Genomic DNA, 17,169 nt, shown 5'->3' on the forward strand with positions numbered 1-17,169 from the left:
ACCGAGTACTGCGGTTACCAGGATCTCGCCCTGGACCAGCCGACCACGGCCTCCTCGACCTACTCCGCCACCGGCAACCTGGCGTCCGCCGCCACCGACGGCAACCCCGGCACCCGCTGGGAGAGCGCGTACAACGACCCGCAGTGGCTCGAGGTCGACCTGGGCGCCCAGACCCCGGTCTGCGGCGCCCGCCTGCTGTGGGAGGCCGCCTACGCCTCGGCGTTCCAGATCCAGGTGTCCAACGACGACACCAACTGGAACACGCTCTACTCCACCACCACCGGCGCCGGCGCCGGCGGCAGCCAGTCGTTCACCTTCTCGGCGAGCGACCGCTACATCCGGGTGTACGCCACGGTGCGCGCGACCCAGTGGGGCGACTCGATCTTCGAGTTCGACGTCTACGGCCTGACCACGGTCGCCCCGCTCACCGGCGGCAACGGCAACGGCGGCAACGGGGTCTGCCCGTGGGTCGGCTCCACCGCGCCGGTCGCCCAGCGCGTTCAGCAGGTGCTGGACACCATGGACCAGTCCGAGGAGTTCACCCTGCTCTCCGGCGACGGCGGCTCGTCGTACATCGGCCAGGTCGCCGCGATCCCCAACCTCTGCATCAAGGCGATGAACATGCAGGACGGCCCGAACGGGGTCGGCGACGGGACGGGCGGGGTGACCGCCTACCCCGACGGCGAGAACGCCGCGGCCACCTGGGATCCGGCGCTGATCCGGCAGGAGGGCGCCGCGATGGGCGCCGAGTTCGCGGGCAAGGGCGTGAACGTCTCGCTCGGCCCGACGACGAACCTGGTGCGCGACCCGCGCTGGGGCCGCACCTACGAGACCTACGGCGAGGACCCGTACCTGGCCGGCCGGATCACCTCCGCCGAGGTCCAGGGCCTGCAGAGCCAGGGCGTCCAGGCGATGGTCAAGCACGTCGCGGCCTACGACCAGGAGCAGTACCCCAACGGGAACAACAACGAGACGGTCAGCGAGCAGGCGCTGCAGGAGCTGTACCTGGCTCCGTTCCAGTCAGCCGTCGAACAGTCCGCGCCGGCCTCGGTGATGTGCTCCTACGCCGTGGTCAACGCCGCCGCCTCCTGCCAGAACGCCGACATGCAGATCAAGGGCCTGAACAACGAGGCGAACTTCGGCGGCTACATCACCTCCGACTGGGGCGGGGACTACAACAACGTCGCCTCGGTCGAGGGCGGCATGGAGATCGGGATGCCGTTCCCCGGCTCGATCCCGGCCGACCTGGGCAACGCGATCTCGTCCGGCACGCTGAGCCAGTACACGGTCAACGCGGCCGTCGGGCGGATCCTGACCCAGATGTTCGCCTTCGGCCTGTTCGACAACCCGGCCGGCGGCTCCCTGTCCGCCACCGTGACCTCCGCGGCGCACCAGCAGACCGTGCTGCAGCTGAGCGAGGAGGGCTCGGTCCTGCTGAAGAACAACGGGATCCTGCCGCTGAACCCGAACGGCACCGAGTCGATCGCCGTGATCGGCACCGACGCGGGCGCCGGGGTGGAACTGGCCGGCGGCGGCAGCGGCACGGTGACCAGCTCCAACACGATCTGGCCGATCACCGGGATCCAGAACGCGGCCGGGCCGGGCGTCAAGGTCACCTACACCGCAGGCAACGACAACGGCGCCACCGACATCCCGCAGGCGGTCACCGCGGCGAAGGCGGCGAGCGACGCGATCATCTTCGTCAACCTCCCGGAGGGCGAGGAGAGCGACCTGACCACCCTGGACCTGTCCGCCACGGACGAGTCGCTGATCCAGCAGGTGGCCGCCGTCAACCCGAACACCATCGTGGTGCTCAACAGCGGCGGCCCGGTGGTCATGCCATGGCTGAACTCGGTCGCCGGCGTGTTCGCGAACTGGTACCCGGGCCAGGAGGTCGGCACCGCCATGGCCGCGCTGATCTTCGGCACCGCGAACCCCTCCGGCAAGCTGCCGGTCACCTTCCCGGGCAGCCTGAGCCAGGTCCCGGCGCAGACGCAGGCGCAGTGGCCCGGCACCTCGGCCGGGGTGACCTACAGCGAGGGCGTCGACATCGGATACCGCTGGTATCAGGCCAAGAACATCACCCCCGCCTTCCCGTTCGGATTCGGCCTGTCGTACACCGACTTCTCCTTCTCCAACCTCAGCGTCGGGGCGTTCAACGCCGACGGCGCCGCCACGGTGACGGCCACCGTCACCAACACCGGGTCCCGGGCCGGCGCGGACGTCGCGCAGATGTACGTCAACGACCCGGCGGCCAGCGGCAACCCGCCGCAGCAACTCGCCGGTTTCCAGCGGGTCAACCTCACCCCCGGCCAGAGCGCGACGGTCAGTTTCACCCTGACCATCCACGACCTGGCCGACTGGTCCCCCACCGACAACCAGTGGGAGGCCCAGGCCGGCACCTACTCCGTCTCGGTCGGCGATTCCTCGGCCAACCGGCCGCTGTCCGCCACCACCAGCCTGGCGCACCGACTCACCGGCCAGGTCGCCGCGGGTACCTCGGGCGCCGGCGTCTCGTCGGCCAACACCGCGGTCAGCGCGAACGTCACCCCGAACTCGGGCGTGCCGGGAGCGCAGACGGTCGGCGTGGTCAACCCGTGGGGTTACAGCAGCCCGAAGGGCGCCGCGGTCTCGTTCGCCATGCAGGCCGTGGACTCCAACACGTCCCAGACCCTCACCTACAGCGCGACCGGACTGCCGCCGGGCATCACGATCGCGTCGATCGGCACGTTCTCCGGTTCCGGCAGCACGCTCGGGACGTACACGGTGACGGTGACGGCCAGGGACTCGGCCGGGTTCTCCGGCACGGCCACGTTCGTCTGGTCCGTCGTGCAATGAGCCGGGGCGCCGGCCGTGGTTCAGCGAGCCGGACCACGACGACGCACAGAAACAAAGCACTGATCTGACGGCGGTCGCAGCGGCGCCCCGCCCACCGGGGCGCCGGGAAGGGACAGCACGTGCACGACCCGCGCCGCGCGGGCCCGGTACCGCCGGGTCGGGTCCGCGCGGCGCGGTCGGCGCGGCGCGGTCGGCGCGGCGCGGTCAGTGCGGCGCGGTCAGTGCGGCGCGGTCAGTGCGGCGCGGTCAGTGCCTCGGCCGGCGTCGGCGGCGTCGGCGGCGTCAGCCGCCGAGGTCGCTTCCGGCTCGGGAAATGCGCGGGTGCCCGCGGTTTCACCCCGCGGCGCGCGGGTAGCGGGCTCGATCCTGCTGCGGGTGCGACACACCTGCCCCGCGGCGTGGCCGCCGCGCACGCCACGCCACGCCACGCCACGCCACGATGACAACGAGCGAAGGGCGGTTTGCGAACGATGGCCGATCGGCTGATCACGGGCCTGCGCCTGCTGGTCCTCGGTGGAGTACTGCTCGCGGGTGTCGGGCTGATCGGACACGCGGTCGGCAGCGTGTGGCTGACCACCACGACCGGCCCGACCGCGTACCTGCTGCTCGCGCACCCGGACACCGCCGGCTCCCGGCTGCGTTCCGCGGTCGCCGGGCACACCGCGGCGGTCGCCTGCGGCCTGGCGGCGCTGGCCGCGTTCGGACTGTGGAACCATCCCTCGATCGTCGAACAGCGGCACGACACCCTCACGCAGATCGCCGCGCAGGCGATCGCCGTGGGCTGCACGCTGCTCGCGTTGGCCGTGCTGGACGCGCACCATCCGCCGGCGGCGGCCACCGCGCTGCTGATCGCCTCCGGGATCGCCCGCCCCGGAGCGCCGTTGTACGGCATGCTCGCCGGCTTGGCCCTGACCCTGGCCGGAGCCTTCGCCGGCGGCAAACTGACCGCGCTCTCCGCGCGTCGCTCCTGATCGACCGCGCGCCGCGCGCCGCTGATCCCCGGCTCACCCCGGCGCCTGGCCGGTCAGTACGCCGGCCAGTTCGACCAGGTCGGCGGCGCCATAGGTCGGTTCGGTCATGACCGCGGGATAGTCGCCGGCGTCGGCGCCGCGCCGCAGCCAGGCGGCTTGGAGCCCGGCGCGGCGAGCGCCGTCCAGGTCCCACGGATGGACGGCGACCAGCAGGGTCTCGGCGGGCTCGGCGCCGAGGTGCCGGGCGGCGTAGTGGTAGGCGAGCGGCGCGGGTTTCCAGGCGCGCGGCGCGCCGACGTCGAGCAGAGCCTCGAAACAGTCCCGCAGCCCGGCGCGGCGCACAACCGCGTCGGTCGCGGCCGCGTCGCCGTTGGTGAACGTCGCCAGCCGCATCCCCGCGGCACTGAGCGCCCGCACACCCGGCTCGATATCGGGGTGCAGGGGCAGTTCGGCGAACCCGTCCAGGATCTGCGACACGGCCTGCGCCGTGTCACCGCGCCATTCCTCCGAAGCGGCCAGCAGGGCCCGCAGACCACTGTCGGCGACTTGCCGGAACGCGCCGTACGCGCCCGCGGCGGTGAGCGCGAACCCGTCGCGCAGCACGCCCGCGAACCACAGCGGCAGCAGGTGCGCGGGCGCGCCGACCTGTTCGAAGCGCACGCGCAGCGCGGACATGTCGGTGAGCGTCTCGTTGACGTCGAACAGCACCAAGCGAACGGGAACACGCATCGCGAACCTCTCAGCGGACTCGGTGTCGGTGACGCTGCCGGCGGGTCGCCGCGTGCTCGGGGAAGGTGCTCACCGGCGCCTCACCTCCAGCTGAAAGCCCGCTCTGAAAGGGCGTCAGGCCGACCGTATCAGCCCGATGCAAGCAGAAGTGCGCGGTCCCGGCAGCGACACTCGCCAACCCGATCATGGGCGTGTGCTGCGGCTTCGACCTCGACGTGCCCGGCCGGCCGAAACCTCACCCGAGCGGAACCTCGCCCGACCGGAACCCCCCGACCGGAACCCCCCGACCGGCGGCAGGGTCCTGACACTCCGGGCCTCCGAGCGGCCCCTGAATCATCGCAGGGTTCCGATACGAACGGCCCGCGACCGCGCGCCGCACCGGGCGATAACGCCGGGGCGGTGACGGCGAACCCTGAGTCGGGTCCGCTGTTTCCGGGTGCGCCGATTCAAGCGGCCGCCTCGGCCGACGGCGCCGCGCCGGCAAGCCGCCGCCCGCCGTTTTCCAGGACGTGCGCCGCCAACAGCGGATCATCGCCCACCGCGATCGGGTTCCCGACCGAGCGCAGCAGCGCCAGATCGCTCGCATGGTCCCCGTAGGCGTAGCAGTCAGCCGGGTCGATACCGTGGCGTGCCATCCACGCCAGCGCGGCGCGCGCCTTCGCCTCGCCGATCATCGGCTCATCCACCTCGCCGGTCAGGCGCCCGCCTTCGACGATCGGCGCGGTGCACAGCACGTCGCCGGCGCCGAGCCGTCCGGCGATCGGATCCAGGCAGGCGAAAAAGGACCCTGAGACGAGTATCACCTCGTGCCCGCGGGCGAGATGCCCGCGCAGCGCGTCGACGGCCGGCTGGTGGAAGAAGCCCCCGCGGGCGCATCTCGCGGCGAACCAGCTGCGGCCCTGCGCGGCGAGGGATGCGCTCGAAGCGCCCGCGTAAAGCCGGTAGTACGCCCGGTTCACCTGCTGCCTGGGCGCACCGAGCGCTGAGCAGCGACGCAACCAAGCCGCCTTGCGCTCGTACAGCCCGTCACCATAACCGCACGCGCCGAAGTGGAAGCGCAGGAAGCTGAACATCGTCTTGTCGACCACCAGCGTCTCGTCGACATCGAAGAAGGCCGCACACCGCGCACCGGGCATGGTCCGCACCGTTCCTTCCGGTCGGGGGAATCTCAGATGGCGAGGTAGCCGCCGTCAACGGGAATGATCGCGCCGGTCACGTACGTGCTCGCGCGCCCGGCGAGGAACAACAGGACCCCGTCGAGCTCGTCGGGCGCACCGGGTCGGCCCATGGGGGTGCGCCGCTCGACCCAGCCGTGCCCGGCCTCGGTCTCGAGCATCTGCGAGGTCAGCTCGGACCAGTACCAGCCGGGACAGACCGCGTTGACCCGCACGCCGCGCCGGGCCCACTGGGCGGCCAGTTCCCGGGTCAGATTGACCAGGCCGCCCTTGCTGGCCGCGTACGCGGCCTGCGGCAGGCTCCCGCTGGCGGCGAGCCCGTAGATCGAGGCGATGTTGACGATGCTGCCGCCGCCGCGGTCGAGCATGTGCTGACCCGCCAGTTGACACAGGGCGAACACCGATGTCAGGTTCAGCTCCACGATCGCGGCGAAGTCCCGCACCGACTGCCGTTCGGCCGGCTCCACCGAGGCGGTCCCGGCATTGTTGACCAGCACGTCGATCCGGCCGTAGCGGCCCAGGGCGGCTTCGATCAGGCGCTCGCGGTCCGCGGCCCGCGTCAGGTCCCCCGCCACGGCGAGGCTGCCCTGCCCGCATCGGCGCGCGACCTCGGCCAGCCGGTCGCCGCGGCGCGCCGTCACCACCACGCTGGCGCCCGCGGCGGCCAGCACCTGCGCGAAACGCGCGCCGAGGCCGCCTGACGCCCCGGTGACGAGGGCCACCCGGTCCGCGAGGCTGAACAGCGCGCTCGGCGCCGGCACTTCGGGCGCGAGCGGGCGGCGCGGCCCGGGCGTGCGCGGTTCGGGCACGGCCGTCGGTGCGGTGTGGTCGGGCGTCATGACGAGACCTCCAGCACAAGGGCGCTCCAGGTGAACCCGGCGCCGGCGCAGACCAGCACGATGCGCTCGCCGATCCGCAACCCGCCCGGCCCGAGCAGGTCGGCGAGGTTCGCCACCACGTCGCCGGCGCCGAGGTGGCCGGTCGTCTCGCCCAACAGGACGAGAGAAGCGCCCGCGGCGTCCTCCACGTGCGCCCGGTAGGTCTCCAGCGACGGCGCCGCGAACCGGGGCAGCGCGACCACGGCCGGACCCGCGCCCGCCGGATCGATCCCGGCCTGTTCGAGGGCTGAGGAAATGACCGCGGCCAGCATCTGCTTGGCGGCCTCGGGGAAATCCAGATCCGGGTGCTGCTGCTGGAACTCCCGTTTCGTGGTGCGCGGCCGCAGCGGGCCGCGGGCCGCATCGCCCGGCGCGGCCGCGAACGGCGCGCAACCACGGTGCATACCCTCGAACTGCGCCATCGCCCGATCCGCCGAGGCCAGCAGCCGGGCCGAGCGGCCGAGCGGCCGGCGGCTGATCAGGACCGCAGTCGCCCCGTCGCCGTACGCCAGGCCCAGATCGCCCCAGCGGTCGAACCCGGGTGCCGCGAATCGATCCGCGGTGGCGGCCAGGACGTACTGTTGCGACGGATCGGCCGTGAGGCTCTGCGCGGCCAGTTCGATGCTCGCCGCGGCGCCGTTGCACATCTGCTGGATCCCCAGCGGTATGGCGCGATCCGCCCCCAGCAGACCGGCCAGATGGTGCGCGGGCGACCAGAAATCATGGCCCTGATAATAGGTCCACGCGTAAAGGACCCGGTCGAGCTCGGCGGGCGCCACGGCCGCCTCGCCCAGCGTCCGCAGCGCGGCCCGCTGCGCCAGGCGGCCGGGGGCCTGCGCGGTGACCGGCAACTCGCGGTAGCCGCTGCGCTCGGCGACGTCGCCGGGGACGAGACCCGCGGCCACGGCGTCGGGGGTCTTCAAAGCCGTCTCGCCGAGCTCGACGCTCGGAGAGCTCAGATACACCGGCCGGCCGTACCTCATGACCGCTCCCGCCCATCGTCCGCCCGGCTTCCGCGCGCCGGCTGCGGTAGGGCGCTTGCGGCGCCGGGCTCGGCGCCGGTCAGCCGGAGGGTGACTTCCGCCACGTCACGGCCGCTCTGCCGGAACACGACGGCGATCGGCTCGGTGAAGGACCGCGGCCCGGCCTCGACGTAGCGGGCCTCGATCGTCAGCGGCTGGTCCAGCTCTGCGAACCGGTGGTAGCGGGCGTCGAGCGCGAGCAGGACGGTCCTGGCCGGCCAGCGCCCGAACACCTCGCCGGCCAGCAGCAGGGCCAGCTGCCGCGCCGCCTCCAGCAGAGCGGTACCGGGCAGGTGGTCCTGCGGGTGGTCGAACAGGCTCGAATGGGACAGCGGCAGTCGCATCCCGGCCTGCGCGGCGCACCCGTCCACCCGCACGCTTCGCAGCAGGACGTTGTCCGGGTTCTGCCGTCCGAACAGCGCCGCGGGAAGCGCGGAAGGCTCCTGACGCTCCGCGAGCGCCGCGGAGGAGGGCGCGACGGTGTCGCGCTCCTTCATCCGCAACTGCCCGTACGCGGCGGCGTTCAGCACAGCGGTGTCCACGGTCACGTCGCCGACCAGGCGGCCGGCCGAGCGCACCTCGACCCGGTGCACGACCCGGCCCAGCGCGCCGTCGCGCTGCTTCTCCACCAGCACGGACCCGTCGAGTTCGAGTTCGTGGCCGCCCGGCCGCGCCTCCAGCGCCGCCGGATCGGCCACCCGCAGACCGGTGCTCGCGGTCACCGCCTTGGCTTCGTCCGCGACACGGTGGTGCAGGTGCAGGGCGCACAGCAGGGTCTGGCGGACGCACTCGAACACCGCCAGCGCGTCATAACGCCGCGAGAGTGCGACGTCGTCAGTGTAGTAGGGGTGGGCCAGCGGCAGGCGGCCACCGGCCCGGAAGCGGTCCGGCGCCAGCGAGCGGAAATCCGTGACGAAGACCTCTTCGAGCGCAGCCCGGTGTACCAGGGATCGGTCGATGGTACGGCCGAATTCGAGGCCGGCTGCGCGGTCGGCGGCTGCGCGGTCGAGCACGGCGGCCGGCGCGGTCAACGGCTGTTCGACGGTCACGCGGTCCTCCTGGATACGGCGGACGGCCCGGCAGGGGCCGGGAGAAGTAGCTCGCTCAGTTCGTCGCCGGCGCCGAACAGGACGCCGCGCCAACCGGCCCGGCGCGCCTGCTCGCACCGGCGCTCGTCGGCGTCGATCAGCACGCTGTCACCCGCGGAGCGCCCGGAGACCCGCACCGCCCAGGCGAACGCCTCCGTACCGAGCAGACCGGCCTGCGGGCCGGGGAAGACCGCCGTGGCGTCGAACAGCTCGGTTCGCGCCCGATGCAGCCAGTCCGGCAGGCCGGCGAGCGGACCCGGGACGAGCAGCCCTACGAAGGCACCGCGGCGGCGCAGCCGGCCCACTGCCTCGCGCCAGCCGTCGCAGGGCCGGCACACCGCGCGCCAGACCTCGGGGAAGCGGGACAGGTCGCAGACGATCGCGAACTGCTCCTCCAACTCCCGCTCCACGGCCTGCGCCCAGTGCGGCCCGGCGTCCCACGCCGCGGCGGGGCAGGCCGCCGCCGGATCCGAGCCGCGGCCTGCCCCGGCCACCGCCGCGATCGCCTCGTTCAGCGCGTACGCGGGAACGTAGAGCCGGTCGGCCAGCTCCCGCATGAGCCGGGGCAGCGCAGGCGTCAGCACGCCCTCGAAGCCGCACCAGACCGCGGTCGGCACCGCGGTCGGCACCGCGGACCGCGCGGCGTGCGGGAGTCGCGCGCCCGCACTCGCCTCGCCGGCTCTCACTTCGCCGTCCCGAGCACGCCGGCGGGTGCCAGCAGATCCTGCAGCGCGGCGTATATCGGCTCCGGGGCGTGCGCCTCAGCGACGGCGCTGATGTGCCCGTCCGGCCGCACCAGGAGCGCGGCCGGCTTCGATCCCAGCAGATCGGCCAGCGCGGCCGTCGGATCCTGCGACCGTGCGGCGCCGTCCAGCTCGATCACCGGCAGATCCGCGGGCAGGTCGGCAAGCAGCCGCCGCCTGAGGGCGGACCACCGCGCGGGTTCGGCTCCGGCGCGCGAGAGCACCAGAGCCGGCATCAGCCCGTCGCCGCCCGCGGTGCCGGCCAGCCGGGCGAGATACGGCAGCCGCCCGCCGACCACCGCCTGCGGATAGCGCCACATGCGGCCGAACCGGGAGCCGCGCTGCGGGCCGTAGTACAGGTCGGTCTGGCTGAACAGCGGCGCGAGCCCGCGCTGCAGCACGCCGGTCGCGGCCGCGCAGCGCACCAGCGCATCGCGCGCCGCCGCTTTGGCGGGCGTCCGGATCAGACCCCACCGGGTCTGCATCGAGGTGCTGGCGCTGACCTGCGCGACCGCCTCGCGCCGTTCCCGGTCGTAGCTGTCGAGCAACTGCGCGCGAAACCGGCCGAGCTGCACCCCGGCCAGTTTCCAGGCCAGGTTCACCGCGTCCTGTATCCCGGTGTTCATACCCTGCCCTCCGGCCGGGCTGAGCACGTGCGCCGCGTCGCCGACCAGGAAGACCCGGCCGGCCCGGAAACGGCCGGCCACCGCGCAGCGCACGGTGAACACGGCGGTCCACACCGGATCGCCGACCCGGCCGAAGGTCTCCGTGCGGCCGGTGCGCCGGTCGAGCGCGGCCTGGAACAGTTCCCGCACCGGCTTCTCGTCCGGGCCGATGTTGACCGCGAAGCGGAAGACCCGGTCGCCGAGCGGGCCCACGCCCATCGCGCCGTTGCGGGAGTAGAAGTAGTGCAGTACTCGCTCGTCGAGGTCGCCGTCCACAGGGCAGTCGCCGACCGCGAACGTCGCGTTGGGCGAGGTGACGTTGAACGGGACGCCGATCAGTTTGCGCACGGTGCTGTGCGCTCCGTCGGCGCCGACCAGCCACGGAACGCGCACGGTCTCCTCGGCGCCGTCCAGGCGGCGCAGCACGGCCACCGCGCGGTCCGGCTCCTCGCGCACCGAGACCAGTTCGGTGTTCCACTCCACGGCGCCGCCGAGCGCGTGGAGCCGGGCGAGCAGGATCTGCTCGGTCTTCCACTGCGGCAGCATCAGGATATTGGTATAAGGCGTGTCGGCGAGCCGGGTCAGGTGCACGGCGCCCAGCGGCCTTCCGTCCGAATAGAAGCGCACACCGTCGAGCAGGTGACCGGAGCCGGTCATCTCCTCGGCGATGCCGCTGCCGTGCACCAGCTCCAGGGTCCTGGGCCAGACGAGGATCGCCTTGGACGGGCGCCCCTGCACCTGTCCCGGGGCGCGGTCCACCACGCGTGGCTGCACTCCGCGGCGCAGCAGCTCGCACGCGAGCACGAGTCCCACCGGCCCGGCTCCGACGATCAGCACTGGGTCCGGCGTCGCGGGCCGGGCCGCGGCGCCGGTCCCGACAGAAGCGGGGACAGTCATAGTTGATACAGCAACCCTCCGTAGTACCAGCCCGAGCCCACCGCCGTGGACAACACCAGGTGGCCGGGCTTGAGCAGGCCGTTCGCGCGGAATTCGGACAGCGCGATGGGAATGGAGGCGCACCCGGTGTTGCCGCGCTGCGCGAAGTTGGTCAGGAACCGCCCGGGCGGCAGGCCGATCCGGTCGAGCACCTGGGAATGAATCGCGTTGTTGCCGGGGTGCGGGATGAGCCAGTCGATCTCGTCCACGTCCAGCCCCTGCGCGCCGAGCAGGGTCTCGGCGGCGTACACGCTGGATCGCACGGCCAGTTCGATCAGCTCCGGTTTGGGTCGCAGCCACCCGTCGCGCGCGGCCACGGTGTCCGCCTGCGCCGCGTCGTGATGCAGCACTGACAGCAGCAGTCCGGGCTGGCCCTCCTCGACGCGCTCCAGCACCACGGCGCCGGCCGCGTCGCCGAAGACGAGCTGGCCGCGGGTGCCGGGCCGGGCCCGGTGGGAGAAGCGGTCGGCCGCGATGACCAGGGCGCGGCGCCATGCGCGGCCCGCGGCGAGCATCGAGGCGGCCACCTGCACCGCGTGCACGAATCCGGTGCAGGCTCCGCACAGGTCGAAAGCCAGTGCCTGCGGCGCGTCGATCAGCGCGGCGACCTGCGGGGCCAGTTCCGGGATCCACTGGCGCTCGGTCCAGTTGGCCAGGATCAGCAGGTCGATCTGCGCGGGGGCGCAGCCGGCGTCGTCCAGCGCGGCTCGGCCGGCCTGCTGCGCCATGTACTCGAGCGGCTCGTCCTGCGCGGCGCGGTGCAGGCCGCGCACGCCGAGTTGCGCGACGTCCTCGGCCGAGTAGGAGCGGGCGCCGAGAGCGACGCCGTGCACCTGATCGCGGCGCTCGCGCGGATAGTAGTGGCCGGTTCCGGCGAAGCGCAGGCCGGTCCCGCGCCAGCTCGCCACCTTGCCGGCGAGCGGGTTGTGTGGTTGTGGGGACATGGGCACCTTCCTCGTGGCCTGCCAGCGGTCAGCGGTAACGCCCGTCGGGGTCCAGTGACCGCAGGAGCCTGATCTCCTCCGCGGTGACCGGCTTCTCGGCCACCACGTCGGCGGCCCGCGGCGCCCAGCAGGTGGCGCTCGCCATGATCGTCTCGGCCTCCGCGGCCAGCGCCCGCGGTCCGGCATCGCCCTCGGGCTGCGGGGAGAGCCAGGTGGCCACCCGGAAACCGCCGTCCCGCCCGTCCCGGTGCATGCGGCCGTACTGGCTGACGACGGTCCGCACGCGCGTTCCCGGACTGGTGCGATAGGCGACCCGTTCGACGTAGCGCCGCGGCGAGGCGGGCGCGACGACGAGGCAATCGGCGGTGCTGGCGATGTCGTTCGCGCCGCCGGAGCCGGTCAGCCAGCCACCGTCCCGCCCCATGCTGGTGTTCACCGCACCGGTCGGATCGATCTCCGCGGCCGCGAGCACGCCGAGGGCACGGGGATTGGCCGCGACCATGCCGCCGAGGATCTCGGTGATGCCGCTCAGCTGCTGGGCGCTGCGCGCGTGCCGCAGGCTGAACAGGAACATGTCCCCGTCCTGCGGGACGAAGCCGTACATGCCGAGCTCGGCGACGATCTTGACCTCGGTGCCGGCGCGCTGCAGCAGGCCGGCGGCCAGCCAGGCGGCCATGTGCGAGGAGCCGATCCCGGCCAGCAGCGTGTCGTAGCCGTCGGCGGCGACCAGATCGCAGATGGCCCGGGCCGCCAGCACGATCAGCTGTTCCTGGCGGCTGGGCGCCGGGGATTCGGGCTCGGTTATCGCGCGCTCCGCGTCGGTGGAGCGGTCCGCATCGGCGCGGTCCGCCTCAGCACGGGGCGGGAGCGCGGCAAGCGGCCCTGACGGCGGTACCGCCTCGGGCACGGCGCGTCTGACCGTGCGTCTGACCGCGTGCTTGAGCGCTTCGACGGACCTCGCCTCCGCGCTGAGCACCTCTTCCAGCTCGTCGAAGTGGGCGTCGATGTCGGGGGCGCCCGCCGCGCCGGGCAGGTCTTCGGCCTCTGCGACGAGCCGCGCGATGCGCGCCTGCCCGAGCTGGTCCAGATACCCTTGGTGCGAGCCCGCCGCGGTCACCCACTGCCGGTACCAGCCGCGGCCGCCGTCCGGGCCGGCGCAGGCATCGACGATCTGCTCGATGAAGTCATAGTCGTCCAGATAGCCGCGCACCGCGGCGACTCCGCCGGTGCGCAGCGCCTGCGGGTGGGCGCCGAGCCGGGCCTCGCACACTCCCAGCGTCCGCTGTCCCGGGATGACGACCCGGTCCGAGAACGAGCGCATGCGCTCCCGGCTCACCATCCGTTCCACCGTCGCGATCACTCCGCGCCTGGCGGCGTACGCGGCCCAGCCGCCTTCCCCGAACGGGGCCGCCAACGCGATGTTCCCGTCCTCGTCCGCGCACACCCCGTGCACCAGGGCGACGTCGGGCCTCAGCGCGGAGAGCAGCGCGAGCCGTCCGCCCGGCTCGGCCGGGTGCGCCAGCGCGACCAGGTCGGCGCCCTTGCCCTCGGCCAGGTCGGTGCCGAGCAGGGAGGAGGTGACCGCGTACGGCACGCCCTGGGCGCCCGCGATCAGCCGCTGGGTGTAGGAGAGCAGCGACCAGGGCTCGGCGGCGAACGGACGGCCGCGGGCCAGGTCCCGGTAGAGCGGATTCGGCCGCGGCGTCGGGTATACGTCCCCGAAGAAGCAGGCGATGACCTTGGCCGCCACGCCGGAGAGCGCGAGCGCGTGGGCGCTCGAATGCACCGCGGTGGTGCTCACGGTCAGCCGCCCGTCCCGGCCGAGCACCCGGCACAGCGCGTAGATCAGGGCGTTGGGACGGGAGGGCGTGGCGGCGAGGTGCACGTGGTCGCCGCGGTTCACCAGCCGGGCGACCAGTGCGTCGGGATCCGCGGCCAGCAGCGCGCTCACGACGCCGGCTCCAGGGCGACGACGGCCGTCTGGCTGCCGAAGGCGAACGAGAGCGAGACCGCGGTTTCGATGTCGGCGTCGCGCGGCCCCTCGAAGACGTGGTCGTGGTCGCACTCGGGATCGATCTCGGTGAGGTTCGCCGTGGGCGCGATCCGCCGGTGGTGGATCATCAGGCCGGTCGCCGCGACGTTGATGATCCCGGCCAGGCCGAAGGTGTGCCCGTAGATCGGCTTGTTCGAACTGATCGGCGGCAGCCGATCGGTGCTGCGGCCCGGGTACAGCGCGCGCAGGGCGCGGCTCTCGGCGATGTCGTTGTACCGCGTCGCGGTGCCGTGGGCGCAGAAGTAGTCGACGTCCTCGGCGACGCGGCCGTGGTCCGCGAGCAGCCGCCGGATCAGGGCCGCGGTGACCTCGCCGGTCAGGTCCATCGTGGTGGCGTGCGCGGCCTCGTTCATCGTGCGGGCACCCAGGAGCCGGGCGTAGCAGCGGGCTCCGCGCTCACGGGCGTGGGACTCGCGTTCCAGCACGATCACCATCGAGCCCTCTCCGAGCGCGAAGCCGTCGCGGTCGTGGCTGTAGGGGCGCACCGCGCGGTGCGGCTCGTCGCGTTCGGCCGACAGGACCCCGTCGCCCAGCGCGAGGTAGCAGCGGGCCACCTCGGGCGTGATCGGGAACTCGTGCCCGCCGATGAGCATCACGTCGGCCGTGCCGGATCGGATCTCGTTCAGCGCGAAGCCGATCGCCTGGTGCCCGCCCACGCAGGCGTTGCTCAGCGTCGAGACGGTGCCCCGCACGCCGAGGTGGATCGCCGAGAGCGTCGCCGGGCAGCCGGGCAGCCCGTGGAACATCGCGCGCACGTCGGCGAACGCCTCGTGCCCGCGGGCGCCGAGGGCGCCGCGCCACCAGTCGAGCGGTCCGCGTGAGGAGGACATGAGGATGCCGACACGCAGCGGGTCGAGCCGGCCGATCTCCAGTTTCGCGTCCCGCCACGCTTCCGCGGCGGCGGACATGGCGATGGTGATCTCGCGGGTGTACTTGGCCGCGTGCCGCGGATCGAGGCCGGGCAGGAACGGGCGGTGATCGAAGTCGTGGATCTGTGCGGCGGCGTGGACCGGAAGGCCCTGCGCCTCGGAGTCGAAGCGGGTGAGCGGGCCGACCGCCGAGCGGCCCTGCGAAACCCGGTCCCAAAAATCATCGACGGAGAAGCTCATCGGCATCATCGCGCCGATCCCCGTTATGACCACAGATTCTTTATCTATTGCCTGACTTTCCCGTGCGAATGACACACTAACCCCCGAGGTTAGAATAGCGCCATTAACTCCAGGCGACCAATCTATCCGGAATTATCGCTCCGTGATCAGTACCTCCGGTACTCAGCTGCCGCCATCCCGCCCCGGCCGCGTCGCGAATACGCGTTGTCGCCTCGCTGATCCGCGACGCGGCCCGTCCGGCGGGTGGCCGGCTGAAAATGGTGAACGCTTTTCCTGCTACCGCGCCGGGCTCACTGCGTTCCGCGGCGGAATCCGGTGGCATCGATCGGCGCCCACCACAGCGCGGAGGTCGAGACGCCGTCGCCCAGGATCACCCCGCGCCCCTCGGCGATGCGCCCGTCCTGCCAGCGCAGCAGGTGCATGGCTGTCACGTCGAGCACGTCGTAGGGCGAGTCGCCGTCCTCGGGCGCGCCGGCCCGGCGCGCCCAGTTGGTGTTGACGTCGACGGAATATCCGTCGTCGGGGTTGACCGTGATCGTGATGTTCTCCGCGCGATAAGACCCGCCGGAGACTTTCGCGACGACGCCGAGGAACCCGAGGAAGGCGTCTATCCCCTCGTGCCATCCGGACTGGGCGTGATTCCCGGGAATTTCGAACCGGACGTCCTCGTGCCAGTATTCCAGTATCTTCTCGCGGTCCCCGGTCGCGAGCGCGTCGAATGCTTCGCGGACTCGGACGACGGTCAGCTCGGGCATAACTTCCTCTTTTCTAGGGAAGTGGCGGGGGTGAATACGCGCGCAGCTCGCGCCGGGCGAGCGAGCGGCGGTGAACTTCGTCGGGTCCGTCGGCGAACCGCAGGCTGCGGGCGTGCGCCCAGAGCGCGGCCAGCGGGAAGTCCTGCGAGACCCCTGCGGCTCCGTGCGCCTGCACGGCCCGGTCCAGCACCCACTCGGCCATGGCCGGCGCGACGATCTTGATGGCCTGGATCTCGGTGCGGGCGCCCCGGTTTCCGACGGTGTCCATGAGCCAGGCGGTCTTCAGGGTGAGCAGCCGGGCCTGCTCGATCCGCAGCCGGGATTCGGCGATCCATTCCTGCACCACGCCGTGCTCGGCCAGCGAGGAGCCGAAGGCGCTTCGGCTCAGCGCCCTGCGGCACATCAGCTCCAGGCCGCGCTCGGCCATCCCGATCAGCCGCATCGCGTGGTGGATCCGGCCGGGACCGAGCCGCGCCTGCGCCATCGCGAAGCCTTCGCCGGGGCCGCCGAGCAGGTTGCCGGCGGGCACCCGCGCGTCCCGGAAGAGGATCTCGGCGTGGCCGCCGTGCCCGGCGTGGTCGTAGCCGAACACGGTCAGGCCGCGGCGGATCTCGACGCCGGGCGTGTCGGCGGGCACCAGGAGCAGGCTGTGGCGGCGGTGCGGCTCGCCGTCCGGATCGGTCACGCCGAGCACCACCAGCAGCCGGCACCAGGGGCTCAGCGCGCCGCTCGACCACCATTTGTGCCCGTTGACGACCCACGCGTCACCGTCGCGTTCGATCCGGGTGGCGATGTTGGCCGCGTCGCTGGAGGCGACCTCGGGTTCGGTCATGCAGAACGCGGACCTGATCTCGCCTTCCAGCAGCGGCGAGAGCCACTGCTCGCGCTGCGCCGCCGTACCGAACAGTTCCAGCAGTTCCATGTTGCCGGTGTCGGGCGCGGAACAGTTCAACGCCTCCGGAGCGAGGAAGGGGCTGCGACCGGTGATCTCGGCCAGCGGCGCGTACTGCAGGTTGGTCAGCCCGGCGCCGCGCGGGCTGTGCGGCAGGAACAGGTTCCACAGTCCGCGCCGGCGCGCTTCGGCCTTGAGCCGATCGAGCACCGGCGGGCGGGCCCAGCGCTCGGACGGCGAGAGCGCCTGCTCGGCGGCCTGCGCCTCGGCCGGGTAGACGAACTCGTCCATGAACGCCAGCAGCTGCTCGCGCAACTGGCGCGTGCGCGCGTCGTACTCGAATTCCATCGCTGCCCCCGGTTTCGTCGTGG

The 17,169-nt window shown here is 72.7% G+C and carries 14 protein-coding genes; 2 read left to right on the forward strand and 12 right to left on the reverse strand.

The window, feature by feature from the left end:
- Window positions 1-2,838 (forward strand): glycoside hydrolase family 3 C-terminal domain-containing protein (locus tag KGA66_RS15050; protein ID WP_211468738.1); only part of this gene is annotated, 2,838 nt, incomplete at its 5' end.
- 470 nt (window positions 2,839-3,308) lie between these two features.
- Window positions 3,309-3,809, forward strand: a complete 501-nt coding sequence (locus KGA66_RS15055; protein ID WP_211468739.1) for an HPP family protein — start codon at window positions 3,309-3,311, stop codon at window positions 3,807-3,809.
- A 33-nt stretch (window positions 3,810-3,842) separates the two neighbouring features.
- Here the strand turns inward: KGA66_RS15055 and KGA66_RS15060 are convergent, their stop codons facing one another.
- From KGA66_RS15060 to KGA66_RS15115, 12 genes are all read right to left on the reverse strand, one after another.
- Complete coding sequence (locus KGA66_RS15060) at window positions 3,843-4,538, reverse strand: haloacid dehalogenase type II (protein ID WP_211468740.1); 696 nt, start codon at window positions 4,536-4,538, stop codon at window positions 3,843-3,845.
- 446 nt (window positions 4,539-4,984) lie between these two features.
- Complete coding sequence (locus KGA66_RS15065; RefSeq protein ID WP_211468741.1) at window positions 4,985-5,674, reverse strand: HAD family hydrolase; 690 nt, start codon at window positions 5,672-5,674, stop codon at window positions 4,985-4,987.
- 32 nt (window positions 5,675-5,706) lie between these two features.
- Window positions 5,707-6,552 carry an SDR family NAD(P)-dependent oxidoreductase gene (locus tag KGA66_RS15070; RefSeq protein ID WP_211468742.1) on the reverse strand — a complete coding sequence of 282 codons (846 nt, stop codon included), beginning with the start codon at window positions 6,550-6,552 and terminating at the stop codon, window positions 5,707-5,709.
- Window positions 6,549-7,574 carry a ketoacyl-ACP synthase III family protein gene (locus tag KGA66_RS15075; protein WP_211468743.1) on the reverse strand — a complete coding sequence of 342 codons (1,026 nt, stop codon included), beginning with the start codon at window positions 7,572-7,574 and terminating at the stop codon, window positions 6,549-6,551. Before KGA66_RS15075 ends, KGA66_RS15070 begins: the two co-directional genes overlap by 4 nt.
- Window positions 7,571-8,662, reverse strand: a complete 1,092-nt coding sequence (locus KGA66_RS15080; RefSeq protein WP_211468744.1) for an AfsA-related hotdog domain-containing protein — start codon at window positions 8,660-8,662, stop codon at window positions 7,571-7,573. Before KGA66_RS15080 ends, KGA66_RS15075 begins: the two co-directional genes overlap by 4 nt.
- The gene (locus KGA66_RS15085; RefSeq protein WP_211468745.1) at window positions 8,659-9,387 is read right to left on the reverse strand and encodes an HAD family hydrolase; all 729 of its coding nucleotides are present in this window, start codon (window positions 9,385-9,387) and stop codon (window positions 8,659-8,661) included. The genes KGA66_RS15080 and KGA66_RS15085 overlap by 4 nt, the downstream gene beginning before the upstream one ends.
- Window positions 9,384-11,006 carry an FAD-dependent monooxygenase gene (locus tag KGA66_RS15090; RefSeq protein WP_211468746.1) on the reverse strand — a complete coding sequence of 541 codons (1,623 nt, stop codon included), beginning with the start codon at window positions 11,004-11,006 and terminating at the stop codon, window positions 9,384-9,386. Before KGA66_RS15090 ends, KGA66_RS15085 begins: the two co-directional genes overlap by 4 nt.
- Window positions 11,003-11,989, reverse strand: coding sequence for a ketoacyl-ACP synthase III (locus KGA66_RS15095; RefSeq protein WP_211468747.1), 987 nt, complete (start codon window positions 11,987-11,989; stop codon window positions 11,003-11,005). The genes KGA66_RS15090 and KGA66_RS15095 overlap by 4 nt, the downstream gene beginning before the upstream one ends.
- Before the next feature lie 28 nt (window positions 11,990-12,017).
- Window positions 12,018-13,940, reverse strand: a complete 1,923-nt coding sequence (locus tag KGA66_RS15100) for a CoA-transferase (protein WP_211468748.1) — start codon at window positions 13,938-13,940, stop codon at window positions 12,018-12,020.
- On the reverse strand, window positions 13,937-15,184 hold the full coding sequence (locus tag KGA66_RS31625; protein WP_211468749.1) for a beta-ketoacyl-[acyl-carrier-protein] synthase family protein: 1,248 nt from the start codon (window positions 15,182-15,184) through the stop codon (window positions 13,937-13,939). The genes KGA66_RS15100 and KGA66_RS31625 overlap by 4 nt, the downstream gene beginning before the upstream one ends.
- A gap of 257 nt (window positions 15,185-15,441) precedes the next feature.
- On the reverse strand, window positions 15,442-15,906 hold the full coding sequence (locus tag KGA66_RS15110; protein WP_211468750.1) for a nuclear transport factor 2 family protein: 465 nt from the start codon (window positions 15,904-15,906) through the stop codon (window positions 15,442-15,444).
- A gap of 13 nt (window positions 15,907-15,919) precedes the next feature.
- A complete protein-coding gene (locus KGA66_RS15115; RefSeq protein WP_211468751.1) occupies window positions 15,920-17,146 on the reverse strand; it encodes an acyl-CoA dehydrogenase family protein in 1,227 nt (408 codons plus the stop codon).
- Window positions 17,147-17,169 lie beyond the last annotated feature (23 nt).

Source organism: Actinocrinis puniceicyclus (assembly GCF_018283645.1).
Taxonomy (GTDB): Bacteria; Actinomycetota; Actinomycetes; order Streptomycetales; family Catenulisporaceae; genus Actinocrinis; species Actinocrinis puniceicyclus.